The 24,025-nt window shown below is 63.0% G+C and carries 25 protein-coding genes and 2 pseudogenes; 7 read left to right on the top strand and 20 right to left on the bottom strand.

The genetic code is table 11. The features are described 5' to 3' along the window. Positions 1-17: 17 nt before the first annotated feature. Entirely contained in the window at positions 18-1,226 is a 1,209-nt protein-coding gene (locus tag QW887_RS15930) for a methyltransferase domain-containing protein (protein ID WP_316167203.1), read from the top strand. A gap of 22 nt (positions 1,227-1,248) precedes the next feature. On the opposite strand, the gene QW887_RS15925 is transcribed toward QW887_RS15930, so the two are convergent. From QW887_RS15925 to QW887_RS15870, 12 genes are all read right to left on the bottom strand, one after another. Next, positions 1,249-2,325 (bottom strand): glycosyltransferase family A protein, encoded by a 1,077-nt coding sequence (locus tag QW887_RS15925; RefSeq protein ID WP_316167204.1) that lies wholly within the window; start codon positions 2,323-2,325, stop codon positions 1,249-1,251. Continuing rightward, a complete protein-coding gene (locus QW887_RS15920; RefSeq protein ID WP_315712807.1) occupies positions 2,322-2,984 on the bottom strand; it encodes a class I SAM-dependent methyltransferase in 663 nt (220 codons plus the stop codon). The genes QW887_RS15925 and QW887_RS15920 overlap by 4 nt, the downstream gene beginning before the upstream one ends. A 27-nt stretch (positions 2,985-3,011) precedes the next feature. Next, positions 3,012-4,058, bottom strand: a complete 1,047-nt coding sequence (locus QW887_RS15915; RefSeq protein ID WP_316194688.1) for an aminoglycoside phosphotransferase family protein — start codon at positions 4,056-4,058, stop codon at positions 3,012-3,014. Beyond that, positions 4,036-4,653: a hypothetical protein gene (locus QW887_RS15910; protein ID WP_315828210.1), complete on the bottom strand. Its 618-nt coding sequence runs from the start codon at positions 4,651-4,653 to the stop codon at positions 4,036-4,038. The genes QW887_RS15915 and QW887_RS15910 overlap by 23 nt, the downstream gene beginning before the upstream one ends. Positions 4,654-4,662: 9 nt before the next feature. Next, on the bottom strand, positions 4,663-5,700 hold the full coding sequence (locus QW887_RS15905; protein ID WP_315753230.1) for a zinc-binding dehydrogenase: 1,038 nt from the start codon (positions 5,698-5,700) through the stop codon (positions 4,663-4,665). An 8-nt stretch (positions 5,701-5,708) separates the two neighbouring features. Then, a complete protein-coding gene (locus QW887_RS15900) occupies positions 5,709-6,632 on the bottom strand; it encodes a transketolase family protein (RefSeq protein ID WP_316167208.1) in 924 nt (307 codons plus the stop codon). Next, positions 6,629-7,477 (bottom strand): transketolase, encoded by an 849-nt coding sequence (locus QW887_RS15895; protein ID WP_315712801.1) that lies wholly within the window; start codon positions 7,475-7,477, stop codon positions 6,629-6,631. The genes QW887_RS15900 and QW887_RS15895 overlap by 4 nt, the downstream gene beginning before the upstream one ends. A gap of 42 nt (positions 7,478-7,519) precedes the next feature. Beyond that, positions 7,520-8,518, bottom strand: coding sequence for an NAD-dependent epimerase/dehydratase family protein (locus tag QW887_RS15890; RefSeq protein WP_316187597.1), 999 nt, complete (start codon positions 8,516-8,518; stop codon positions 7,520-7,522). A 12-nt stretch (positions 8,519-8,530) separates the two neighbouring features. After that, positions 8,531-9,139 carry an SIS domain-containing protein gene (locus QW887_RS15885; protein ID WP_006608947.1) on the bottom strand — a complete coding sequence of 203 codons (609 nt, stop codon included), beginning with the start codon at positions 9,137-9,139 and terminating at the stop codon, positions 8,531-8,533. Beyond that, positions 9,136-10,074 (bottom strand): SDR family oxidoreductase, encoded by a 939-nt coding sequence (locus QW887_RS15880; protein ID WP_315712796.1) that lies wholly within the window; start codon positions 10,072-10,074, stop codon positions 9,136-9,138. Before QW887_RS15880 ends, QW887_RS15885 begins: the two co-directional genes overlap by 4 nt. Before the next feature lie 105 nt (positions 10,075-10,179). Then, positions 10,180-10,902 (bottom strand): nucleotidyltransferase family protein, encoded by a 723-nt coding sequence (locus QW887_RS15875; RefSeq protein WP_316167213.1) that lies wholly within the window; start codon positions 10,900-10,902, stop codon positions 10,180-10,182. 11 nt (positions 10,903-10,913) lie between these two features. Beyond that, the gene (locus tag QW887_RS15870) at positions 10,914-12,419 is read right to left on the bottom strand and encodes a PfkB family carbohydrate kinase (RefSeq protein WP_316167214.1); all 1,506 of its coding nucleotides are present in this window, start codon (positions 12,417-12,419) and stop codon (positions 10,914-10,916) included. Positions 12,420-13,068: 649 nt separating this feature from the next. Between QW887_RS15870 and QW887_RS15865 the strand changes: the two genes are divergently transcribed. From QW887_RS15865 to QW887_RS34920, 6 genes are all read left to right on the top strand, one after another. Further along, positions 13,069-13,944 carry an ABC transporter permease gene (locus tag QW887_RS15865; protein ID WP_316167215.1) on the top strand — a complete coding sequence of 292 codons (876 nt, stop codon included), beginning with the start codon at positions 13,069-13,071 and terminating at the stop codon, positions 13,942-13,944. A 9-nt stretch (positions 13,945-13,953) separates the two neighbouring features. Then, positions 13,954-14,736 carry an ABC transporter ATP-binding protein gene (locus QW887_RS15860; RefSeq protein ID WP_316167216.1) on the top strand — a complete coding sequence of 261 codons (783 nt, stop codon included), beginning with the start codon at positions 13,954-13,956 and terminating at the stop codon, positions 14,734-14,736. 353 nt (positions 14,737-15,089) lie between these two features. Next, complete coding sequence (locus tag QW887_RS15855; RefSeq protein ID WP_316167217.1) at positions 15,090-16,280, top strand: acyltransferase; 1,191 nt, start codon at positions 15,090-15,092, stop codon at positions 16,278-16,280. A 383-nt stretch (positions 16,281-16,663) separates the two neighbouring features. After that, positions 16,664-16,951 (top strand): hypothetical protein, encoded by a 288-nt coding sequence (locus tag QW887_RS15850; protein ID WP_316167218.1) that lies wholly within the window; start codon positions 16,664-16,666, stop codon positions 16,949-16,951. A gap of 70 nt (positions 16,952-17,021) precedes the next feature. After that, positions 17,022-17,228 carry a transposase gene (locus tag QW887_RS15845; protein ID WP_316167219.1) on the top strand — a complete coding sequence of 69 codons (207 nt, stop codon included), beginning with the start codon at positions 17,022-17,024 and terminating at the stop codon, positions 17,226-17,228. Positions 17,229-17,432: 204 nt separating this feature from the next. Beyond that, complete coding sequence (locus QW887_RS34920; RefSeq protein WP_410052607.1) at positions 17,433-17,681, top strand: transposase; 249 nt, start codon at positions 17,433-17,435, stop codon at positions 17,679-17,681. Here the strand turns inward: QW887_RS34920 and tnpC (QW887_RS15835) are convergent. From tnpC (QW887_RS15835) to QW887_RS15800, 8 genes and pseudogenes are all read right to left on the bottom strand, one after another. Next, positions 17,662-19,269, bottom strand: a complete 1,608-nt coding sequence (gene tnpC, locus QW887_RS15835; protein ID WP_316167220.1) for an IS66 family transposase — start codon at positions 19,267-19,269, stop codon at positions 17,662-17,664. The two genes, QW887_RS34920 and tnpC (QW887_RS15835), sit on opposite strands and share 20 nt — an antisense overlap. A gap of 59 nt (positions 19,270-19,328) precedes the next feature. Continuing rightward, positions 19,329-19,544, bottom strand: coding sequence for an IS66 family insertion sequence element accessory protein TnpB (gene tnpB, locus QW887_RS15830; protein ID WP_410051889.1), 216 nt, complete (start codon positions 19,542-19,544; stop codon positions 19,329-19,331). 5 nt (positions 19,545-19,549) lie between these two features. Further along, a pseudogene (gene tnpC / locus QW887_RS15825) lies at positions 19,550-20,389 on the bottom strand (IS66 family transposase); the annotation flags it as partial. Between the two features lie 122 nt (positions 20,390-20,511). Continuing rightward, positions 20,512-20,781 carry an IS66 family insertion sequence element accessory protein TnpB gene (gene tnpB / locus QW887_RS15820; protein WP_410051895.1) on the bottom strand — a complete coding sequence of 90 codons (270 nt, stop codon included), beginning with the start codon at positions 20,779-20,781 and terminating at the stop codon, positions 20,512-20,514. A gap of 202 nt (positions 20,782-20,983) precedes the next feature. After that, on the bottom strand, positions 20,984-21,265 hold the full coding sequence (locus QW887_RS34915; protein WP_410051890.1) for a transposase: 282 nt from the start codon (positions 21,263-21,265) through the stop codon (positions 20,984-20,986). Positions 21,266-21,289: 24 nt separating this feature from the next. After that, positions 21,290-21,604 (bottom strand): transposase, encoded by a 315-nt coding sequence (locus QW887_RS15810; RefSeq protein WP_316175801.1) that lies wholly within the window; start codon positions 21,602-21,604, stop codon positions 21,290-21,292. Between the two features lie 145 nt (positions 21,605-21,749). Next, positions 21,750-22,852 (bottom strand): IS3 family transposase gene (locus tag QW887_RS15805; RefSeq protein ID WP_315705332.1). Its coding sequence is split into 2 segments (ribosomal slippage): positions 21,750-22,591 and positions 22,591-22,852, totalling 1,104 coding nucleotides; the frame shifts between segments, so codons are not numbered across the junction. Positions 22,853-23,011: 159 nt separating this feature from the next. Further along, positions 23,012-24,025: pseudogene (locus QW887_RS15800) on the bottom strand (hypothetical protein); the annotation flags it as partial.

Raw genomic sequence — 24,025 nt, 5'->3', positions numbered from 1 at the left:
GAAGAGGAATCGCGCACATGGCGTGTTTGGTTTGCGGTGCTCAGGAGGTCAAGCAGGCGCTGGACCTGGGAAGCCACCCGGTGGCGTCGTTCTTCCTGCCGGAGAGGGAGACGCCGGAACATGCCGTCGAACTGGTGCTCGGCCAATGTGCCACCTGCGGCACCATCCAGCTGATGAAACCTGTGTCGCATGAGGCGCTGATTCCGCCGTACGACTGGCTGTTCGCGCGCGAGCCGGAAGAGCATCTTGACCAGGCGGTCGAGCAGATCGTGGCGCTTCCCGGGGTGGCAACGGACAGCGTGATCGGGGCGCTGACATCGAAGGATGACACCACGATCGACCGGTTTCGCCGCAACGGGTTCGAACGAACCTGGCGGGTCACGCTCGACGGCGATCTTGGCCTCACCAACCCCGCCTGCGGCATCGAGACGGTCCAGAAACTGACCACACCTGAGCGCATGGCCGCGATCGCAGACAGGCGCGGTGCTGCCGATGTCTTGATCGTCCGCCACATTCTCGAACATGCCGAAAACCTGCATGATTTCGTCGGCGGCATCGCGGCGCTGGTCAAGCCCGGCGGCATCGTCATGGTGGAAATTCCGGACTGTACCAACAGCCTGCGGCTGCACGACTACTGCATGCCCTGGGAGGAGCATTCGCTCTACTTCACGCCCGAGACCTTCGCGCCGGTCCTGACCATGGGTGGCTTTGAGCCCATCCGCATGGATGTGTTCCCCCTGCCCTTCGAGAATTCTATCGTGCAGTTGGCGCGCAAGGTCGGCCTCCCCGGCCCGGTCAAGCGAGATCAACCGCCCGATGCGAGCCAGTTGCAGCTGCTCGAAAGCTACGCCGCCGATTTCGAGCCCACGCGTCGCGAACTGCGCGCGAAGCTCGCCAAGTTCCGCGCCGAGCAAGGCCCGATCGCCTTGTTCGGTGCCGGCCATCTCGTCTGCGCCTTCGCCAACTTCCTGGGCGTTGCCGACCTGATCGACTTCGTGGCCGACGACACGCCGCAGAAGATCGGCAAATATCTGCCCGGCGCGCGCCTGCCGATCCTCCCCTCCGCGGCGCTGGCTGAACGCGGCATCAAGCTGTGCCTGCTGGCTCTCTCGGTCAGCAGCGAGGACCGGGTGATCGAGCGCAACAGCGCTGTGAGCGCGGCCGGCGGCAAGTTCGCCTCGATCTTGCGGGCGAGCCCGCGCTCAATCTTCTCGCTGGCGCTCTGATCCGCTTGAAGCGACGTTCGTGTCAGCGCCGCGCGTGCCGCGCGCGGCGGAACCAGGCCGTCATGGCGAGCGCCCACAGCGACATCGGCCGCTCCTGCAGGACGAACCAGGCGAGAGCGATCATGCGTCCGGCGGCTCCGTCCAAAGCTGCGGCGAAATTGAGCGCGATCGGGCCGAGCGGCCCGCGCGCCAGTTGCAGGAGCGTGGCTTTCCGCATCGGCTGCGCGGAAATGGCGATGCGCGCTAATCCGAAGCGCCAGCGCCGCTCGAACAGCTTCGGATACCAGATTGGGAACGCCGGATCGGCCTTCATTCGCGCGATCGACTGGTTCATCACCTCGAAGCTGCGCGAGAGATCCGCCGCTTCCGAGCGCGAATAGCCCGACGGACTGATTTTCCAGGTCATGCCGACCGTTGGGCTAAAGCAGAAGCCATGCCGCAGGGCCAATTGCTTGAATAGAAGGCCGTCCGCAAATGACCGCAGCACGGGATCGAACCCGCCGGCATCGATGATGGCCGCACGTCGCACCACTGCCGTCCCGGCAAGCAGCCAATTGTCGGCGTAGCGCAGCAAGGCCGCGACCTCGCCCGGCCCGAGATAGGCCGCCTCGTAAGCCGGCACGATCGGCGGCCTGGGCTGCGCGCTGTCGGGGCGCGTCACGTCGACGGCGAGCCCTTCGGTACAGGCCAGCACCGCATCGGGATGGCGCTCCAGAGCGGACAGAGTGGCCTTGAACAGCCCCGGATGCGTGAAATCGTCGGCAGCGCCAAAATTGATGAAGATGCCGCGAGCAGCCTGCAAGCCGCGGTTCAGCGCCGCGACCGTGCCCTGGTTCTTCTCCTGCGCCAGAACCCGCAGGGTCGGAAACTCCGACGCCAGCGCGGACAGCCTCGCCAGGCTGTCATCGGTCGAGCCGTCGTCGATGACGATGATCTCGTCCGGCGCCGGCTCCTGTTGCGCAAAGGCGCGGATAGCATCGCCGACCAGCGAACCATGATTATAGTTCGGAATGACGACCGAGAGCCGCACCGAATCCGTTGACGGACGCTCGATGGCGGTGATCGGTGGTTCTGCCTGCGGCGAGTTGGTGGCGCTCATTCGAAGAAGATGAACTCGTGGTCGCCGGTGTAGCCGGAGCGCTTGAATTCGAAGGCCCATTCCTCGGGGGTGTGGAAGATGCGGCAGGTGAGCTGCCAGTACATCAGGTTCACCTTCTCGCGCTCGTTGCGATAGCCCTCGACGCAGAGATACTTGGCGCCGCGGCTGACGCGCTCCATCTCGCGCAGGGCGGCATCGAGATCGTAGTTGTAGAGGTTGTGCAGCGTGTTGATCGAGATGACCAGATCGAAGTGCTTGTCGGGGTAGGGCAGCTTGGCCGCGGTGCCGACCTGGCAGAACGGTTTCACGCTCTCCATCGTGTGCTCGATGCCGTAGGAGGAGACGTCGATGCCGGCGACCTCGAGATCCGGGATGGCTTCGCGGAAATCGTGCAGGATGAAGCCCTTGCCGGAGCCGACGTCGAGCACGCGCATGCCGGGCTTGATGCCGTAGGTCGCGATCATCGCATCGGCGACCTTGCGCCAGCGGCCGTCATATTTGTAGCCGCCATAGCCGGTCTCGCGGCTGCCGTCCCAGTAGTCGTAGTCGTACTTGATCGCCATCTCGGCGACATCGGCCTTGTCGCGCTGGGTAACGCGCGCGAGATAGTCGCGCTTGGTCGATTTGTGGACGAGACTGACGAACTCGCGATAGGCCATGAAGATCTCCGGGCGTTACGATGTCGGTTAGTCGGATGTGGCGCCGATGAGGTCGAGCTTTGCGTCGGCCTTGGCGAGCTGCGCGGCGCAACGCTGCGCCCAGGCGCCTGTGTCGGCGAAGGCGCGGCGGGTGGCGCCGAGCGGCAGGAAGTCGTTCAGGATGATGCAGGTCCACTTGACCTGGTAGGCGTCGAGCAGGAGCCGGCAGCGCGCGACGCTGGCCGCGTCCAGTCCGAGGCCGTCCGTGAGCCGGTCGATGAAATGCTCGTGCACCGCCAGCGGCACCGGCACCTCCGGCTGGCAGAAGAAGTCGGAGACGAGCTTGGCCGGGTCGTCGCGGCCGGCATATTCGAAATCGAGGAAGGTGAGCTTATCAGCGTCGTCGATCAGAGCGTTATGGAAGCCGAAATCCGACGGCGACAGGCAGACCTGGTCGGCGGGGATGACGGCCTCCAAGGCAAGCCCTTCGGCCGCGGCGCCGCGCAGAATGGCCGCCTTCACCTCTGCCCAGGCCGGCTGCAGCCGTGCGGTCACGAACTGTCGGGCGTCGGCGACATGGGGCACGTCGGCATCGAGCGTCGCCAGCCGCGCCACCCGGCGCTCGACGGTGGCGAGGTGCTCGGCGAGGGAAAAGCAGGCCTCGGATCCGGCCGCCAGCGCCGGGCGGGGCGGAGCATTCACGGCGAGCACGAAGTCGATCGCGGCATCGACATGAACGGGCGCCAGCTCCGCGACCGTCAGCTTGCGTCCCTCGACGAAGCTGTACAGGCCAGCCTGTTCGGCGCGATCGCAGGCCAGCGGCTCCGGCACGACGCGGACGCCGTGCGACCAGGCATGGCTGATGAAGCTCCATTCGGCGCCGAGCCGGTCGCGGGTGTCGCGAGCGTCGGTGAAGTAGCGCTTGAGGACCAGCGGGCCGTCGGCCGTGTCGAGACGGAAGACCTGGTTGTTGCGGCCGCCGGCCAGCCGCGTCAGTCCCGTAGGGCTGGCCTTGCCGGCCTGCGCGGCGAGGCGCTGGGCGAGCGCCAGCAGGGCGGCGTCGGCGTTGGCCTCAGCCGCGGTCACGGACGACATCCGCCGCGATCTCGGCCCACGAGGCGCGGCGCTCGTAAGGGACGGCCGTGGTCGCGAACTGGTTCTCCGGGTCGAACAGCACCTTGCGCATCCCTTGCGGGAATCCGGTCATGCCCAGGATCTCCGGCAGGTCGTCTACAAAGACCTCGCAGGCCAGCGCATGCGCACGGGCGACCTTCTCGTCCTTGGTCAGCTCGAAGAACACCCGGTCCGGCGCGATCTGGCTGGCGGCCGAGCCCATCAGTCCGCGGTCGGTCAGGAAGCCGCGCGCCGCGGCATGCATGTCGTGCTTCGGGCCGAGAATCGGATGCCTGGTCTTATGACTGACGATGAACAGGTCATGTCCGGCGCGGCGGGCCGCGGCGACGAACTCCGCGAAGCCAGGGTAGGGCGACACCAGGTCCATCCGGGCACCGTAGACATAGCCCTGGAGCTCGGTGAAGTCGTCCTTGCGCCCGGAGCCGTTGAGATGGTCGCGGACGCTGTTCTTGTCGCGGCCGAGGTCGGCCGGGATCAGGCCGCGCTCGAGCGCGGCCGCATGAAACACGCCGTCATAGCAGGCGATCGTGTTGTCGAAGTCGATCCCGATCCGCATGGCCTGGACTTAACGCAGCGACATGTCGATCAGCGGACGGCCGACCTTGCCGGCGGCCAGATCCTGCAGCGCCTGGTCGGCCTGGGCGAGGCTGTAGGGCTTCGACAAGAGATCCCGCACCGGGAAGCGGCCGGAGCTCAGCAGCCGGCCGTAGCGGCCGTAGTCGCGATCCGGAACGCTGTCGCCGCCCCAGGTGCCGAGCAGGCTCTTGCCCTGGTTGAAGACGCCGGGATTCAGCGTGAGCGCCGCGCCATGCTTGGCGTTGCCGATCACGACCGCGCGGCCGCCCTGCTGACGGGTGGAATTGATCGCCTGCTCCATCACGGCCGGAATGCCGGAGGATTCGACCGCGAGATCAACGCCCTGCGGCACGATCTTCTTGATCTCGGCCAGCACGTCGCCGGATGCATCGATGACATGAGTTGCGCCGTAGATCTGGGCAAGCGCACGGCGGGTCGGGTTCGGGTCGATGCCGATCACCGGCATCGCGCCGGCCAGCGCGGCGGCCATCAGCGCGTTCAGGCCGATGCCACCGGTGCCGAACACGGCGACGGCGTCGCCGGGCTGCACCTTGAGCACGTTGTAGACCGCGCCCATGCCGGTCGGCGCAGCGCAGCCGAGCAGCACCGCGACATCCATCGGCAGGTCCGGCGGCAGCAGGGTCAGGCGGTTCTCGCTGACGACAGCGTGGCGCTGGAAGGTGGTGACGCCGCCGGCGTTGACCTTCTTGCCATCCCAGTCATACACGGCGCCGCCAGCCTCGATGCCCGTGCCTTTGATCCAGGACAGCACGACCTTGTCGCCGACCTTGACCTTGGTGACGGCGCTGCCGGCCTCGATCACCGTGCCGGTGCCCTCGTGGCCGAGGCAATGCGGCACCCATTTGTCCTCGCCCTTGTCGCCGCGCCACTCCATCACCTGGGTGCCGCAGGCGCCGGAATAGGCGATCTCGACCAGCACCTGGCCCGGCTTGAGGGCGGGGGTCTCGATCTCGGCCAGCACGAGCGGCTGGCCGGTCTGGACCAGGAGGGCAGCTTGGGTCTTCATGTGATGTCTCAGCTCAACGCGTGGATGATCTTGTCCGCGATCTGGTGGCCGGTCAGTCCCAGCACCTCGCGGGCATATTCCTGCTCACCGGACTTCTTGAAGAAGGCGTCCGGCGTGCCGAAGCGCAGGAATTTCTGGTGCTTCGTCTCGGTATCGGCGAGCCATTCGGAGACGGCGGAGCCGAAGCCGCCGATCAACGAATGCTCCTCGATGGTCGCGACCAGCTTGAAGCGGCTGAAAGCCTGCTTGAGCTTGTCCTCATCCAGCGGCTTCACGGTGTGGAAGCTGACGACCTCGGCGGAGATGCCCTTCTCCTTCAATCTGTGTGCGGCTTCAATGACTTCCGGCAGCATGTTGCCGGTCGAGAGCAGGCAGACGTCGGAGCCTTCCTCGATCGTGATCGCCTTGCCGATCTTGAAATCCGCGAGGGGGCCCTTGTGAACGACGGGCTCACCCTTCTTGCCCATGCGGATGTAGACCGGGCGGTCCTGCTGCATCGCCGCGCGCAAGGCGCCGCGCACCTCGAAGGCATCGCCCGGGCAGATCACGACCATGTTCGGGATCGAGCGCAGGAACGAGATGTCCTCGCAGGCGTGGTGGGTCGGGCCGAGGCCGGAATAGGCGAGGCCGGCGCCGACCGCGACGATCGTCACGGGGGCTTCGTGATAGCAGACGTCGGTGCGGATCTGCTCCAGGCAGCGCGTCGTCACGAACGGGGTGATCGTATAGGCGACCGGGCGCAGGCCGTTCATGGCCATGCCGGCGGCGACGCCCATCATGTTGGCTTCCGCAACGCCGCAGTTGAAGAAGCGGCTCGGATGCTTGTCCTTGAACTTGTCGAACAGGCGGTTGCCGATGTCGCCCGAGAGCATGACGACGCGGCTGTCCTCGTTACCGAGCTTGGTCAGTTCGTCAGCGAACGCGTTTCTCATGACAGGCCGAGCTCCTTGAACGCCTTCGTCACTTCGTCTGCGGTGGGGGCGCGATAATGCCAGTTGTTGTCGTCTTCCATGAACGACACGCCCTTGCCCTTTACGGTGTGGGCGATCAGCGCCACCGGCTTGCCCGAGCCGTTCGGGATGTTCTGCATGGCTTCCGCCAGCGCGCCGACGTCATGGCCGTCGATCTCGTGGGCGTCCCAGCCGAAGGCGGCCCATTTGTCGCGCAGCGGCGCCAGCATCAGGGTTTCGTTGGAGCGCGCGGTCGCCTGCCACTTGTTGTAGTCGACGACGACGCAGACGTTCTCCAGCTTCTGGGCGGCGGCGAACATCGCGGCCTCCCAAACCGAGCCCTCATTGTTCTCGCCGTCCGAGAGAAGGGCGAACACGCGAAAACTCTCGCCCTTGATTCGACCGGCAAGCGCCATGCCGCAGCCGAGCGGCAGCCCGTGGCCGAGCGAGCCGGTCGCAGCCTCGACGCCGGGCAGCAGGTTCGCCGGCGGATGCTCGGCGAGACGGCCGCCGTCCTGGCAGTAGGTGTCGAGTTCCTCGATCGGGAAGTAGCCCTTCATCGCCAAGGTCGCGAACAGCGCTGCGGCGGCGTGGCCCTTGGAGAGGATGAAGCGGTCGCGCAGCGGATCGGTCGGGTTTTTCGGGTCGATATTGAGCACATGCCAATAGGCTGCGGTCATCGCATCGGCGCAGGACAGCGACGAGGCCAAGTGTGCGGCCTGGGCCTTGTGCGACATCTCGATGATCTTGCCGCGCAGCTTCGCCGCCTGCGCCTTCAGGGCGGCTGCGTCAGGCTTGGCCGCTGTGCTCCGGACTGCCACGTTCATCGTGCTCTCCAGTCGCGCTTCACCGGGAAGCGCAGGGGTCGATCAGGGTTTATGTTCGTACTTGGTCGGCAGCTTGGCCATGACATCCTCGAAGCGCCGCGCCCAGGCGATGACGTCGTCGATGCCCTGTTCCAGCGAGAAGGTGTCGCGCCAGCCGAGCTCGGTGCGCAGCTTGAAGCTGTCGAGCGTATACGCCGTGTCCTTGCCCGGACGCTCCGGGCCGATCTCGACGCAGTCCTCGAACGACTTGCCGAGACGGGCCAGGATCATCTCGACCAGGGTGCGGATCGAGACCAGCTCGTAGCCGGAGATGTGGTAGGTCTCGCCGAGCTTGCCGCTGCGGCCAATCTTCACGGTCGCATCCGACACGTCGGTCATGTGGATGAAGACGCGGATCGACTTGCCGCCGCCGTCCAGCCGGAGCTTCTGCCCGGTCATCGCGGCCACGATGGTGCGCGGCACGATGCGGTAGAGCTGCTGACCCGGACCGTACACGTTGGCGGCGCGCGTGAAGACCACCGGGAACTGGTAGTTGGCGAAATAGGTCCGCAGGCTCATGTCGCCGGCGGCGCGCGACACCGCGTAGGGCGTCGACGGGTTGAACGGCGCATCCTCGCGCACCCAGCCCTCGGTCGAGCCGTAGACCTCCGGCGTCGTCACATGGACGTAGCGGTCGAGGCCGTCATAGTTGCGCAGGATGTCGTGCAGCCGGACGGCGGAGACGACGTTGGTCATCATCCAATGGTCCGGGTACAGCCAGCTCTCGCCGACCATGCTCTGGGCCGCGAAATTCACGACGTGGGTCGGCCGCTCGGCTGCCAGCAGCGCCTTCAGCGCATCAAGATCGTGGTTGAGGTCGACGCGCTGGAAGCGGACCTTGCCGGCCCGCTTCTGCCATTTGTACGGCAGGAACGCGTCATGCGGCTCGTCCGAGCGGCTGGTCGCGATCACGTCGTGACCGGCCGCAGCCAGGAAGTCGACGAAGGTTGCGCCCGAAAACGAGTTCGAGCCGAGGATCAGGTACTTTTCGTTCGCAGCCATCGTCCTTGCCCGTCAGACCTCGCGCGTCGTGATGATGTCGCCGCGCTGGGCGTACAGCCACTGCATGATCATGTGGCCGATCACCATCTGCGCGTCCTCGGCGATCTGCATGTCGTCGACCGCGAAGTGGATCGGCACGTCGGCGAGCGCCTTGGCCTTGCCGCCGGTGAAGCCGAGCACGGCATAGCTGGTCATGCCGATCTTCTTGCCCTCTTCGAGCGCCTTCAGGATGTTCGGCGAGTTGCCGGAGCCGGAGAAGGTGATCAGCACGTCGCCCTTGCGCGCAAGCACCGCGAGTTGCAGCGAGAACACCTGGTCATAGCCTTCGTCGTTGGCGAGGCAGGTGATCACGGACGGGTTCGACGACAGCGAGTGCACGCGCAGGCCTGAGCCCGGCGTCTTCGACAGCGCGTAGAGGAAATCGTTGGCGAGGTGGTTGGCGTTGCCGCCACTGCCGCCATTGCCGCAGAAGAACACCTGCCGTCCGGTCTGCCAGCAGTCGCGCAGATCATAGGCGAGCTTCTCGACCGGGCTCCAGTCGAAATCCTTCAGCACGGTGCTGAAGCGGCTGGTGTAGTCGGCGAACAGGCTGCCGGGGGTCTTGAAGGCCAGGACGTTCATTTCACGACCTCCTTCTCCATCCATTTCAGATTGTACCAGCGGTCGTCGTTCTTGAGCTGGCCTTGCGAGTACATGCCGATGATTTCCTTGATCGCGTCCTCCACCGTCTTCTTCGGCCGGAAGCCGGTCGCGAGCAGGCGATCGGAGTTGACGCGATAGCTGCGCGGGTCGTTCGAGGGCGTCACGATGACCTCGGCCGGCACGTGCTTGGTGACGAGCCTGGCGATGTCGAGGATCGAGATGTTCTCGAAGCCGGCATTGTAGATCCCGGTGTGCTCAGGATGATCGAGCAGGAAGAGATAGAGATCGGTGATGTCGTCGATGTGAATGTTCGGGCGAGTCTGGTCGCCGCCGAACACGGTGATGCGGCCGTTCATCAGCGCCTGCATCGTCAGCATGTTGACGGAGACGTCGAGCCGCTGGCGCGGAGAGTAGCCGCAGACGGTCGCGGGGCGCACGATCTGCACCACCATGTCGTCCTTGTAGGACAGCACGATGCGCTCGCCGCACATCTTAGTCTTGTTGTACTCGGAGATCGGCAGCAGCTCGAGATCCTCGGTGACCTGCTCCTCTTCCTTGACGCCGTAGACGCTGCCGGAGGAGGCGTAGATGAATCGCTTGATGCCGTGGCGATAGGCGCGATCGGCGAGCTGCATCGTGGCGAGGCAGGAGATCTCCCAGGTCAGCTTCGGGTCGAGATCGCCGCAGGGATCATTGGCGACGCTGGAGAGATGAATGATGGCGTCGACCCCGGTCAGGTCGATGGCGTCGGGATTGCGGACGTCGCCCTGGACGACGGTGAGATCCGGATGCGGCTCGAGGAAGTTGCCGAACCACATGATGTCGAATGCAACGACCTTGTGGCCGGCCTTCAAGAGCTTCGGCACGAGCACGCTGCCCTTGTAGCCGCACGCTCCAGTCACGAATATCTTCATCTGAGCAATCCCCGTGGCTCGCCTGTTGCTCACCCGATCTGGCCTTGGGCGCATCTGTCGACTATGGCAGGAAAACGCGATCGGCCCCAGCGACGACAGCCGCCCTCAACCGCCCCCACTATGGCGCGGCTTGTGCTTAAACTCCAAATGCGCCCGGCGCAAGCTTTCCGGGTTGCCGATATCCCGGTGATAACCTGCAGTTTCCACGCATAAAATTCGTCCCAAATAGTTCGGGATGATCTCGGTGGAGAGATCGACGACGGCTTTTCCGAGTGCTGCAATATCGTCGATCACCTCGGGTTCGAAAATATAGACCGCGCCATTGGCGAGGTTCCCAGGCGGGTTCGGGACTTTTTCGTGAAAGGCGATCACCCTGTTCTGGCAGTCCAATTCCAGAATGCCGCAAGAGCTCGGGTCGTCGGTCCGGAACGCGAGCATCGACATGATGCAGCCGGCCGGCCGTTTGTCGTGCGCCGCGATCAGGCCTGCCACGTCAAAGTCGGTCAGGTTGTCGGCGTGGGCGACCAGAAACGGACGGCTCCCGAACCATTCCCGGTTGGCAATCACGGTGCCGCCGGTCCCGAGCAACTTATCCTCGTGAACAAGATCGATGCGGGAGCGCCAGGGCGACTGCGCCACGTGGGCGCGGACCTGATCCGCAAGCCAATGGGTATTGAGCAACGCGCGTTCGATGCCGCCCTCGAAGACCAGATCGAGCCAATAGTCGAGCAGCGGACGATCGTGCACCGTAACCAGGCATTTTGGCGTGGTGTTCGTCAAAGGTCGCAACCGGCTGCCGATTCCGGCCGCAAGAAGGAGCGCGCGCATCAGAGCATCCGTCACTCGTGGCTGAAGCCAGCCTCGTCGATTTCGCGCACCAGCTCTGCCGTCGTCAACGGCAGGTTGCCGACGCGGGAAACCTGGAGGGCGGCCGCCAGCGATCCGAGATAGGAGGCCTGCCAGATATCGGCGCCCGCGCGCAGGCCCATCGAGCAGGCCATGAAGAAGCTGTCGCCGGCACCGGACACGTCCTTCGGGGATGGATTGAACGCCGGCAGGCGGTCCGAGGTGAAGGTGCCGTCCGCCATGGTGTTGATCAGCGCGCCCTCGGCGCCGAGCGTGATCACGAGGTTCTTGGTGCGGGCCCGTTCGACCAGCCGCTCGCTGATGACGGCGAGACCCGAAATGAAGTCGTTCAGTGCGACGCGCGCCTCGCGCTCGGTCGGCGTCAGCAGGGTCATGCCCTTGAAGCGGGAGACGTCGCCGGTCTGCGACGACACCTGGCTGTCGGCCGCCATCATCACGCCCTGGGCGCGGGCGCGATCGGCGATCGCGTCGACCAGATCCTGCGGCAGGCAGCCGTAGTTGAAGCAGGAGAACAGCAGCAGATCGCAGGTCTTCAAGGCGCGCTCGACCGAGGTCAGCATCTGCCGCTGCAGGTCGGCATCCGACGCGTGCTGGCGCAGGTGATTGACCCGCAGCAGCGTCTTGTTGAGCGCGCGAAAACGCTGCTTGCGCGTGGTCGGCCGGCTCTGGTCGGTGAAGGCGTTGAAGTTGACGCCATGCTGTTCGAGCGTGTTGCGGGCGAACCGCGCCGCTTCGTCGTCGCCGACCAGGGTGAAGAATTTCACATCGGCGCCAAGCCCGTGCGCATGCGCCGCAACCGCACCCGCGCCGCCGACGAAGGTGCGGGTCATCAGCGGCGTCACGACGATGGTCGGGTCCTCCTGGGACATGCCGACCGCATCGCAGGTGACATATTCGTCGACGATCAGGTCGCCGATGACGGCGACCCGCATGCCGGAGAGCTTGCGGAGCAGATCCTTCAGATTCGCGATCTCGAAGCCGTGGCGCCTGGGAAATTCCTGCGGCTTGCGGACCGTGGAGATGTCGATGTTGGCGTCGCGTTCCAGCAGCGACAGCGACGCAAAGCGCAATTCACCGGACGAGAAGATCAGCCGCCCGCCATAGGCGTCCACGGCCTCCTGCTCGGGATTGGCGCGATCCTCGAACTCCTTGCCCTTTACGACAACGGACGGCTGGAGCTGGCGGATGAATGTCATCGCCTCGGTCGTCAAGCGCACGACATGATGCACAAACGAGATCGAGCGCACGTTTTCAAGGCGCATTTCCTGCGCCAACGTCACGCCGGGTGCAGAATCGGGATTGACCCCCACAATGAGAACATCGGCCTGCTCGGCAGCGAACTTCAAAAGCCGCAAATGTCCTGGGTGCACGACGTTGAAGTTACCGGACACAAAGGCAAGGGTCTGCCCAGACTCACAGGCCGCCCGAATCGCCTGGCTAGCCTGTTCAACCTGGTCCGTATCAATCAACTGAGTCAAGAAACCGTCTCCACCGGCCGACGCAACCCGCACGGCGCCAAGTCCCTGCGGCGCCAGCGCGCTGCTGTCAACATCGCATAGCCCAACTCAGCAGCAGATAGAAGCACCAAACACCACTGCTCGCCATACGAGCGTCCGAATTTCTCGTAGGGCAGCGAAAGATTTGGAGTTAATGAGCTGAAAGCGAGATCTTTTCTTGCCTCAACTCGACGGAACAGGAGCCCGCCCGATCCAAGCGTCACCGGATCCACAAAGATCAAAGCGGTGCCCGTCCAATACGGGTCAGTGATCCAACCGCCGAGTCGGTGCGCCCGGCAGCATGACCTAACCGATCACGGGACAGCCTGTAGACGCCTCGTGGCAATGCGACCTTGCACCTGAATCCCCTTCCGTGAGTGCGCACTTTTGTTGCACCGAACCGCCGGCAGAACTGCAAGTCGCCCCCGCATCGACTGTCAACTTCGCCGATCCATTGGGCGAGGTTTCGATGTCGGGCTCAACCCGATTCTCCCCGCTGCCCTTCGATTTAGATCAGCGCTCGAAAGACAAAAGAAATCAGTCTTTTCAAGGCTCCTGAACCCTGGTTGCCCCTCCATGAGAAATGGCCTATAGACCCCCCGCACGATAAAGGGCAAAAAGCGCGGTGGGCATGACGACGGCAGGTTTGGACCGACCAATTGACAAGCCCATTGCGGAACGCGATATTCGTCGGGTGACTTATTTCGGCGCTGGGCGATCGCAGAGTTCGGCAGCGCTCGATGATCTGCTGGCCGGATTTCGACTCTGGCATCTGTGGATTTCGCTGGCCTCGTTGGACGTCAAGCAACGCTATCGCCGCGCTGTTCTCGGGCCGTTTTGGATCACGATCAGTATGTCCATCCTGGTGCTGACGCTCGGCACTGTTTACGCGGGGCTGTTCAAGCAGGATGTTCGCTCATTTCTTCCGTACGTGGCGGCCGGCTTCATCGTTTGGAACTTCTGCACCGGCGTTATTAACGACAGTACGACGGCGTTCGTACAGGCCGAAGGGCTGATCAAACAAGGGGGCCTGCCGATCTCCCTACACATCTTCCGCACGATCTTCCGGAACTTCATCATCAATGCGCACAATATTGTGGTAATGTTGTTTCTTTACGTCTGGCAGCCGTCGCTGTTGAACTGGCATCTGCTGTTGATCATTCCCGGACTTGCCCTGATGCTATTGAACTTCGCCTGGGGAGCGATCGTGATCGCGGTGTTGTGCACCCGCTTCCGCGATTTGCCGCCGATCATCGGAAACATCTTGCAGATCCTGTTCTTTGTCACGCCGGTCATGTACCGGCCCGAAACGTTGCCGTCGCATCTAAGTCTGTTCGTTCAGCTCAACCCATTCTACTACTTGATGGAGGCGGTGCGGTCACCGCTGCTCGGGAGCTTTCCTCCCGGTCATGCCTACCTCGCTCTCATCCTGATTTTCGTCATGGGATCACTGCTGACGTTCCGTTTCTATGCGCGGACGCGAGGCCGTATCGCTTACTGGCTCTAGGACAGTTTCATGTTGAGACCCGGCAGTTCTGCGCGCTTTCCGAGTTCTGTGACGTTCGAGCACGTCTCCATCGAGTTTCCGATCTATTCGGCGCATGGGCGTTCGGTCAAGCGCTCCATGTTGCAATACACGACCGGCGGCCGGATTGGCGTTGGGTCCGATCAGCGCATCGTCGTGTCATCGGTCAATGATGTGTCGCTGATGGCCGAGCACGGCGAACGGATCGGGTTGATTGGTCACAACGGCGCGGGAAAGTCGACCATGCTGCGCGCCGTATCGGGCGTTTACGAGCCGGTCCGCGGTTCTATCACTGTCTGCGGCCGGGTTGCCTCGCTGATCGATCTAACGTTGGGAATGGATTTGGAAGCCAGCGGCTACGAAAACATTCGGATCCGGTGCATGCTGCTCGGGTTGAGTTCCGAGGAAATCGCCCATCAGATCGACGGCATTGCCGAAGTGACCGAGCTAGGTGATTTCCTGGAAATGCCCATCCGCACCTACTCCAGCGGCATGATGCTACGACTCGCCTTCGCGATATCGACTTCGATTACCCCCGACATTCTGCTGATGGACGAATGGATCGGAGCCGGCGACGCCTCGTTCATGAAGAAGGCTCAGGCACGCCTGCAGGACCTGCTAGGCCGAACTGGTATTCTGTTTATTGCGTCGCATTCCGAAGAGATTGTGAAGAACAATTGCACCCGGGCGATCTGGCTGGAGAAGGGCGCGATTCGCGTGGACGGTACTCCGGCCGAAGTGTGGCGCGAATATCAAGAGTGGAGTACACGATGAATTGTTGCTCGCATTCGGCTGCAGCAGCTATCGTCAAAAAAAAGCAGCCGTAGCAAGAAGCTTCAGAAATTCGCCCTGATCTCGCGGCGACGCACCAACAGCAGAAGTTCTGAACCATCCGCATTTTTAGTATTCCGATCCCGAAACTTGCAACAAGTCTGGCGCAAAGCGGGAATTCGGAATCTGAGCATCAGGCTCAATTGGCCCCAAGGGCATTATGACGACCGCCTCTCCTCGCAGCATATCAACCGATGCGGGTAGCGTCTCTTGGTCCAATTAACCACTTGTTGTGACAGGATCGCATTTTGAAGTCCCCAGGTCCCGCCTCATCCTTCACAACTCCGGGGCTCGGTTTGCCGGTCGTTCCCCGCCATGTGGCTGCCCTTGACGGCGTCCGTTTCGTCGCGGCCTGTGCCGTGATGGTTTCGCACGCCACTTACCAGATCCATCCGCCGGGCGATTGGGACAACATGACGCTTGCCGTTTGGATGCTGACGCATCTGGCAAATGTCGGGATGACATTGTTCTTTGTCCTCAGCGGCTTCGTTATTCACTGGAACTACCGGCATAGCGTGCAGCGGCCAGGTGGCTTACGAGATTTTTTCGTTGCGCGCTGGTCCAGACTGTATCCGCTGTTCCTGATCGTCTTCGTGGTCGGATTTCTGTATGAGCTTGCAGCAAAGCAAGACACCACGCCGCTGGCGAGATCGACACCTTTTTTCCTGACCTTCACCACCACCTGGTGGTTTTGGCGAGTCGATGACACACGGTATATCTTTAGTGCGCTCTCCAATCCGCTTCTGGGGGTGATGTGGTCCCTCGCGACCGAGGCGCTCTTCTATGTTGCCTATCCATTCATTGCGCCTGCCGCAAACAGGCTGAGCAGATGGGGTGCCGTGACGGCGCTACTCGGAATCGGTGCCATCGGCGCGGTTATGGCGCTGGGATTCGTGAAATATAGCGATCTGATCCTCAATTTGGGCGTCACCTACGCGAAGGTCGATCAGTCAAGCGGATCATCCTTCCTGTTCTGGCTGGGTTATCATTCGCCCCTGATGAGGCTGCCGTCCTTCCTTATCGGCGTCGCGGCAGCTCAGTTGGTTCTTCTGGGAGGGCGCCCGCCTCGGGTATGGGCGGATGTTATTTTTGCGCTATGCGTGATCGGGATCGTGGCTCTTGAACAGATTCGATCGCTGTTCGCCATGGTCGACACATCGGCATGCGTGATCCTGTTCGCGGGCATATGTCTCGCGGCCTCGACCGACAAATCTTGGGCCGCGCGACTCATGAGCCTACCGCTCATGGTTTGGGGCGGGCAGGCAAGCTATTCGCTTTACCTGCTGCATGACCCGGTCATTTGGGCGATCTCGCGATCGACGGCGCATTTGGGATTTCCGCTGCCCGTCCTCTGGGTGATCGTGGGTGTAGCCTCTGCCGTCCTGGTATCGAGAGCTTGCTTCGTTTGGTTCGAAAGGCCCGCTCAGTCTCTGTTCAGGTCGTTCGGACGTATGCTGTTGCGAGTCCCGGACCCGAAGTTCTCGTAAGCGACCGGAAATCGTTGGCTGCGTTCGCCAGGTGAATGCTCTGCTCGTCTCGCGCTTGTGCGGCTACCTTAAGGAGGTCGACCGGCGATCCTCGTCGACGTTGGGCCTAAGCTGGGCACGGTGATAAATGCCGATTGACACCTTTTTGTCGGACTGCCAGGGAAATGCAGGATGGCGATCCACATCAGCCCACCGTCTTCTCAACCATGCGCTGTTCACCTTCCGTTTCGCTCGGAAAACCGGAAAACCTGGTGATCTTGACCGTTAGGCGGATAGGAAAAGCTACCAGCGATTAGCCATGAATCGCGATCGGATCCGGTTGATGCGCAACGTGCCGAGAATAGCTATTGGCCTCCGTATTTTGCCAGAGTCGGAGACTTACCTTGAAAGATATCTCTGAAATCACATCTGGTACGGCTGGACATGACTGGCTCGAGATCAAGGCAGCCGTCCTTAGGCTCGAACTTGAGAGACGTCAGGATCTAACTTTCGTCAAATCCGCCCTGTTCCTGAACACCGTATTATTCTGCCTGAATGTGATGTTTTTGGCGTTTTGGTGGCCGATCATCCTTTGGATAGTGGCAATCGTTGTCGGACTGGCTTGGACGATTTTCTTGACGACATTCGCTGTTGATGCGGCTTGGCGGTTCTGCCGAAAGAGCAGCTCCTAGGTGCTGTACTCAAACCCCTTGCGGGTGACGGGGCGGAGTGATTCGAGGCTTCCCCAAAGAGGAGGTCCCGATGGCTCGCTTCGACCTTTCAGACACGGAGTGGACAATCATTGCGCCGCTGTTGCCTGGAGCGGAGGGCAAGAAGAACGGCCGGCCGCGGCCGGATGACCGCAAGGTGCTCAACGGCATCTTCTTCGTCTTGCGCACTGGCACGCCGTGGCGCGATCTGCCTGAGCGCTATGGCCCTTACACAACAGCCTACAATCAATCGCTTTAATCGATGGGCCAAGAAGGGCATCTGGCTGCAGATATTTGAGGCCTTGGCAGCGAAGTCTCCACAGTCATTGCAGTTAATCGACTCCTCGATCATCCGCGCTCACCAGCACGCCGCCGGTGGTAAAAAGGGGGCCCGGATAACGCCATCGGCCGTTCTCGTGGAGGACTGAGCACCAAAATCAACGCCATCGTCGATCAGGCCGGCATGCCGGTGCGCATTATGCTGTCGCAGGGCCAGTCATCGGACAAGACCGTGGCGCCGCCCCTCATCGAAGCGGTCGAGCCAGGGCGCGATCTGGTCGCCGATCGCGGTTACGATGCCCGAGCCGTCATCGATCTGGTCGAAAGCCGTGGCGGGCGCGCTCACATCCGCACGCATCCGGTGAAGACCACAGGCGGAGCGGCCCGCGCGGATGGACGATTGATCGGAGCGATCAGGGAGCGGCAGGGATAGCGGTGTGCTTCCAGCTCCAGGGCAGCAGGTCGGTGATCCTGCTGGCCGGATGATCGGGCAGCCTGGCGAGGACGTCGGCAAGCCATGCTTGCGGGTCGACGTCGTTGAGCCTGGCGGTCTGGACCAGGGTGTAGATGGCAGCGGCACGGCGGCCGCCATCGTCGGAGCCGGCGAAGGTCCAGTTCTTGCGGCCGACAGCCACGGCGCGCAGCTCGCGTTCGGCCGCGTTGTTGGTCATGCACAGCCGGCCATCGTCGATGAATCGCGTGAACACCTCCCAGCGCTTGAGGCTGTAGTCGATCGCCTTGGCGGTCTCGCTCTTGCCGGAGAGCTTGGCGCGGCGCTCGCGCAGGAAGGTGTGAAGCTCATCGACGAGCGAGCGACTGCGCGCATGGCGCGCGGCTTTGCGCTCGTGCTGCGGCAGGCCATTGATCTCGCGCTCGATCGCAAACAGCGCATCGATCTGCTTGATGGCCTCGATCGCGATCGGCGCCTTCTTCAGCCGCGCGATCTCGAACAGCTTGCGCCGTGCATGCGCCCAGCAGCCGACCTCGGTGATCGGCCCCGGCTTGCGCGAGGCCTCGTAGAGCCGATTGAAGCCGGCATAGGCATCGGCCTGCATGGGTCCGGCATAGGTCGCAAGATGCGCCTCTGGATGGGTGCCGGAGCGGTCGGGCGAATAAAAGAACACGGCGGCCGGCGGCGCGTGGCCGGCGAAAGGACGATCGTCGCGGACATAGATCCACACGCGCCCGGTGCGCGTCTTGCCCTTGGCCAGAACCGGCACGGTGGTGTCGTCGGCATGGATGCGCTCGGCAGCGAGGACATGCGCCTTGATCGCCTCGACCAGCGGCATCAAGGTCGCAGCCGCCGCGCCGACCCAGTCCGCGAGTGTGGAGACATCGAGCGCGATGCCCTCATGCGCATACGTCGTGCTCTGCCGGTTGAGCGGCAAATGCAGCCCGTATTTGGCGAACAGGATGTGCGCCAACAGGCGCGGCCCGGCACGTCCCCGAGAGATCGGATGGAACGGCGCTGGCGGCTGGCTGATCGCCTCGCAGGCGCGGCACGAGAACTTCTCGCGCACATGCTGGATCACCTTCCACTGCCGCGGCACGAGCTCCAGCGTCTCCGTCATGTCCTCGCCGATCTTGCACAACCTGTCGCCACCGCAGCAGGCGCAATTGGTCGGGGCCGGATGAACGATGCGCTCCCGCGGCAGGTGCTCGGGCAACGGCCGCCGTGCCGGGCGCCGGCGCTCGAAAGGACGGACATCGACCTTGGCAGCCTTGGCCCGCTCGGCTGCCAGATGCGCCTCGGCTTCGGCCTCCGACGCATCCTCCTCGAGATCGGCGAGTTCAAGCTCGAGCTGTTCGAGCCCCGAGGCGCGCTCCGACGACGGCCCATATTGCTCGTGCTTGAGCTTGGCGATCGTGAACTTCATCTGCTCGATCAGCAGCGTGCGGGCTCGGACTTCGGCTTCGAGATTGCGCGCCTTGGCTTCCGCCGCGAGCTGCGCCGCCTGGCCGGCGAGCACCAACGCCTTCAGCGTCGCGACATCATCGGGGAGCGAATCGGCTGTGATCATCGACAGGGATGGAATCACAGCTCCGCCCGGCACGCATCAGTGCCGTGACGTTCGAGCGCTCAACCAACAGCTTCCGGGCGCCACGTCCGCTGCGGATGCCGCCAGTCGATGCCTTCGAGCAGATAGCCGAGCTGGGCCGGCGTGATCGTCACCGCGCCGTCCACCGCCTGTGGCCAGATGAAGCGGCCGCGCTCCAGCCGCTTGGCGAACAGGCACATGCCCTGGCCGTCGTGCCACAGCACCTTGATCAGCCCGCCGCTGCGGCCGCGGAACACGAACAGGTGAATCCAGCAAGGTGGCTGAACAGCCGCTCGGCTTTGCGGTCGGGTGCGTAGACGTAGGCGATGCCGGGGGGATCGAGCCCACCCCAGGGCCTGTCGTCCGCGGCATAGGCCCAGAGCTGACCGGTCTTGGTGCGGCCCCGACCGGGATCGAGCACCGGCACCGTCGTCTCGTCGGCGAACAGCTTGGACCTTGATCGAAGCCCCGCGAGAAGACGCTCATGCAGCGGGCGAAGATGGAAGGCCGCGTGCCCGACCCAGTCCGCGAGCGTCGAGCGGTCGAGATGGATGCCCTGGCGGGCATGGATCTGGGCCTGTCGGTAGAGCGGCAGGTGATCCGCATATTTGGACACCAGCACATGGGCGACGGTTGCTTCGGTCGGCAGCCCGCCCTCGATCAATCGGGCCGGAGCCTCGGCCTGCATGACGCCATCTTCGCAGGCTCGGCAGGCGTATCTGGGACGGCGGGTGATGATCACGCGGAACTGCGCCGGCACCAAGTCCAGCCGCTCGCTCTTGTCCTCACCGATCTGGTGCAGGTCACCCTTGCAGCACGGACAGCTCTTGTCGTCGAGGTCGACAACGATCTCGACCCGCGGCAAATGTGCCGGCAGTGCGCCGCGATTGTTGCGGCGCTTACGTGCGCGCACCGCTCGGCCTTCCGCCGCGGTCTCGTCCAGGCCAGCCTCTCTGAAGGCCTCGTCCTGCTGGACATCCTCAAGACCCAGCAGCATCTGCTCTTCAGGAAGCGTCTCGGCCTTCCGGCCAAAACGATGGCGTTGCAGCTCCTTGATGATCTGACGCAGCCGCTGGCTCTCGTGCCGCTCGGCCAGCAGCATTGCCTTCAACGTCTCGGGATCATCAGGAAGGTTATCCCTCACCGGTAAATCAGAGCATATTCGCCCCCGCCTGGCGACGTGCTCGATGCCCCTGATTCACTTCGCCGCAGCGATGCCAACGATTATCCGGCTTGGGTCGGCGCTACGGTCTGCCGCGCCTCGTGGACCAGCCGCCAGTCCAGGCCTTCGAGCAGTGCCGACAACTGCGCCGCGGACAGGCGCATCACGCCGTCCTCGATCTTCGGCCAGCGGAACGCTCCTTGCTCCAGGCGCTTTGCGAACAGGCACAAACCCGTTCCATCCCAGAAGATCAGCTTGATCCGATCCGCCCGCTTGGCGCGGAACACATAGACAGTGCCTGTGAACGGATCTGCGTTCATGTGCTCGCGCACCAACGCAGCAAGCCCTCCATTCCCTTGCGGAAGTCGACCGGCCTCGTCGCCACCACCACCCGGATTGTTCCGGACGGGCCGATCACCGGTTCGCCTTCAGCGCACGGACGATGGCCGCAATCATCGCCGCATCCGCACCGCGGCCGGCCCTGATCGTGACCCCGTCGACCTCGAGCGTGATCCCTCCGACATCAAAATCGGCTCAGGACGCCGCGCTCCGTTGTCGGTCAGATGCCGACGTTCCAGCGGCGATCACTGCAGGCACGAACTCAACTTCGCTCCCCCGGCTGTCAGCCGCATCTCTCAATTGCCGGCGCCAGCCAAATACCTGCTGTGGCAACAATCCATGGCGCCGCGCCACCGCGCAGACCGGCTCGCCCACTGTCTCTGCAACAAATCCGGGCCTTGTCTTCGTCGCTCCAGCGACGGCGCCGACCTCTGCCCGTGAACACTTCGAGCCGACGCACCGGCTCCGTGATAGCATTACGCTCAGTATCCATTCTAAGCTTTACGATCCAAAACGGACCGCAGACCTGGCAGACCAAGCCGTCAGCTGAAAGGTGGGGGCAGAACGACGCTTACCGTGAAGATCGGGATTGGCTGCAATCGTCACAGCGGCGAAGCCGGGCACGGCAGTCTCCTTTCCGCACAGCTGCTGGCGCCAGCGAAACACCTGGCTGGAATGCACGCCAAACGCGCGCGCCACGCCCAGGATCGTCGCACCCGGCTGCAACGCTGCAGCGACGATGCGCTCCTTGTCGGCCCGCGACCAATGCCGCCGTCGCCGCTCCGACGTGATCACTTCCACTTCCGCTTTGGCCATAGGACTAGCTCCAGGACTAGTCCTACGGCTTCGCGAAGCCTCATGATCTGCCACCGAAGTTTCATCCAGTAACATTTAGAGTCCTGTTGGGTTTGCAGTGAGGCCGAACTTTGGACCACCCAGAACTAGAGTTTTGCGCCTCTGATCACGGCGGCGGGCTGGTTGCGCCATCGTGGTTCTGCAGCAGGATCGGCGGTTTGTTGCCGATCGCGCCATGGGGCCGCTCTTCGTTGTAGTACCTGCGCCAATTCTCCACTTTTTCCTGGGCGTCGGCAAGGCTCAGGAACCAATGGGCGTTGAGGCATTCCTCCCGGAAGCGTCCGTTGAACGCCTCGATGAAGGCATTATCGGTCGGCTTCCCCGGACGGGAGAAGTCCAGCGTCACGCCGCGCTGATAGGCCCAGACGTCGAGGTCGCGCGACACGAACTCGGTGCCCTGATCGACGCGGATCGTCGCCGGGAATCCCACTTCATTGCAGACTCCTTCCAGTATCTCCACGACATCGGTGCCGCGGAAAGTGAACCGCGGTGTCAGCGCTGGCGAGAATCGGGAGAAGATGTCGACGATCGTGAGCACCCGAAGCTTACGTCCGGTTGCCAACTGATCGTGGACGAAGTCCATCGCCCAGGTCTCGTTCGATCGCGTCGCCGGCCTGCGATCGTCCCGCAGCTTGGCCTTGACCCGGCGCTTCGGCGTCTTGTTGCGTAGTTGCAGGCCCAACTCGCGATAGACCCGCCGCGTCTTGTTCTGCCCGTGGCGCCATCCTTCGCGACGAAGCACGACGTGAATGCGGCGATAACCGTAGCGGACGCGAACCTGACAGATCTCCCTGATCCGTTGTTCGAGGGCGGCCTGGTCGGAGCGACGGGATCTGTAGTGGTAGGTCGACCTGTCGAATTCGAGGGCGTCGCAGGCCCTGCGGATCGATACCTGCCACTCGCCACAGACCTCGTCGACGAGCTTGCGCTTCCGACCAGGCTTCACAGCTTTCGGCGGATTACGTCCTGCAGCATCTCCTTGTCGAGCGACAGATCAGCGACCAGCTTTCTCAGCTTGCCGTTCTCGTCCTCGAGCTGCTTCAGCCGACGCATCTCGGTCGGCAGCAGCCCGTCATACTTCTTCTTCCAATTGAAATAGGTCGCCGGGCTGATCCCGGCCTTGCGGCAGATCTCGGCGACCGGCACGCCGTCATTGCCCTGCTTCAGAATGAACGCCTTCTGGGCGTCCGAAAACTTCGAGGCTTTCATCGTCTTCCGCTCCTCCCAGCCGAGGGGATTCGGCAAGCGCAAGACTCTAGCCAAAAATGGTCCAGTTTTCCGGCCTCAGATCAATAAGAGCGCTCGCAACTTCCTCTCTGCTGTATTGCTCGCATCAACCCGCCTCCGGATGCGGTTTGAGTCCACGACCTAGACGAGATGGAATCCATCAGAGTGCACAAACGCTTGTGGTGAGTTATGAGAGTGGAGAGCATTGGCGTCGTGCAATGGATCGATGGCTGCTAGGTCGGTCGGAGCGCTGCTGTCTATTGCTACGAGAATTCCCACGACGCCTGCAGACGGGCCTTCGGAAGACCAGGAAGCTCCAACAGCAATTGATTCCGGTCCGAAGACAAAGATCTTATTCGCTCCGAAATCTGAGATGTCGCCCGTCGGGCCTTGAGTGGATGAAACTGTTGCAAGGGCAGCAGCGTTCTCATCTTCCCTGAACAAGAACCCCTGCTCGGACGGCATCGAAACATATCGGTATTCAGCTATCGACATCGCTGGTTGCGAGCTGAGCTGCGTTGTCCCCGAGTGCACGCCTATGGTACCGTCACCGTTGAGGTCTTGATGAAACATCGGTTCAAGACTCTCAAGCGTAGCGCTCGCCCCACTGACGTAGCCGATCGCAGAACTGACGAAATTCCCACTGGTATCGAAGTCCCAAGCTGTAAACTGATCGGCACCTGGCACTTTCCACACAACTTCGTATCCACTTGCAGTGGCTTCTGCCGCGATCGGCACCCAAGGTCCCAGCTGTCCGGCCGCAATGGCGGCCCCGCCGAGCTTCAATTCTGGTCCGCCCGAAGCTGGATTGAGATCGTAGCCGGTCCCCACCTGAACCAGGCTGGTCGACCCGAACGCTTCAATGGTGGTGCCGACGAGCCCGATCGTCCCGTCGCCATTGAGGTCCTGGTGTAGGATCGGTTCAAGGCTTTCGAGCGCAGCGCTGGTGCCGGAAACATAGCCGATCGCAGAACTGACGAAGTTTCCGCTCGCGTCGAAGTTCCAGGCTGTATATTCATCGGCGCCTGCAACCTTCCAGACAACCTCATACCCGCTCGTAGTGGCTTCTGCCCCGATGGGCACCCAAGGTCCCAGCTGTCCGGCCGCAATGGCGGCCCCGCCGAGCTTCAATTCTGGTCCGCCCGAAGCTGGATT

Origin of the sequence: Bradyrhizobium sp. SZCCHNRI3052, from assembly GCF_032484895.1 — a bacterium.
Classification (GTDB): domain Bacteria; phylum Pseudomonadota; class Alphaproteobacteria; order Rhizobiales; family Xanthobacteraceae; genus Bradyrhizobium.
Note: the sequence above shows the minus strand (reverse complement) of the source record. Positions and strands in the feature narration are given on the sequence as shown.